The sequence below is a fragment of the Pseudomonas sp. SIMBA_041 genome (genome assembly GCF_046535095.1).
Taxonomy (GTDB): Bacteria; Pseudomonadota; Gammaproteobacteria; order Pseudomonadales; family Pseudomonadaceae; genus Aquipseudomonas; species Aquipseudomonas mucoides.
This window is the reverse complement of record NZ_JAWRXJ010001015.1, coordinates 1-232: the sequence shown is the minus strand read 5'-3', so window position 1 is coordinate 232 and position 232 is coordinate 1. Positions and strand designations below refer to the sequence as shown.

General features: G+C 62.5%; 1 protein-coding gene. It reads right to left on the bottom strand.

What is annotated here, in order from left to right; translation table 11 throughout:
* A partial coding sequence (locus SB725_RS34180; RefSeq protein ID WP_410923823.1) for an S-adenosylmethionine:tRNA ribosyltransferase-isomerase occupies window positions 1–232 on the bottom strand: 232 nt, incomplete at both ends.

The window sequence follows — 232 nt, the reverse complement described above, 5'->3', positions numbered from 1 at the left end:
CGTCTAACCGGGCGAGCAGCGCGTCGTCGAAGTGCAGGCCGGCGGTAGGGGCGGCGACCGCGCCGGGATTCTGCGCGAACACGGTCTGATAGCGGGTTTCGTCGGTCGCGTCGGGATCGTGCTCGATATACGGCGGCAGCGGCATATGGCCGATGCTGTTGAGAATATCCAGCACCGAGCGTTCATCATTAAATTCGACTTCAAACAGTGCGCCGTGGCGCGCGGTCATTGT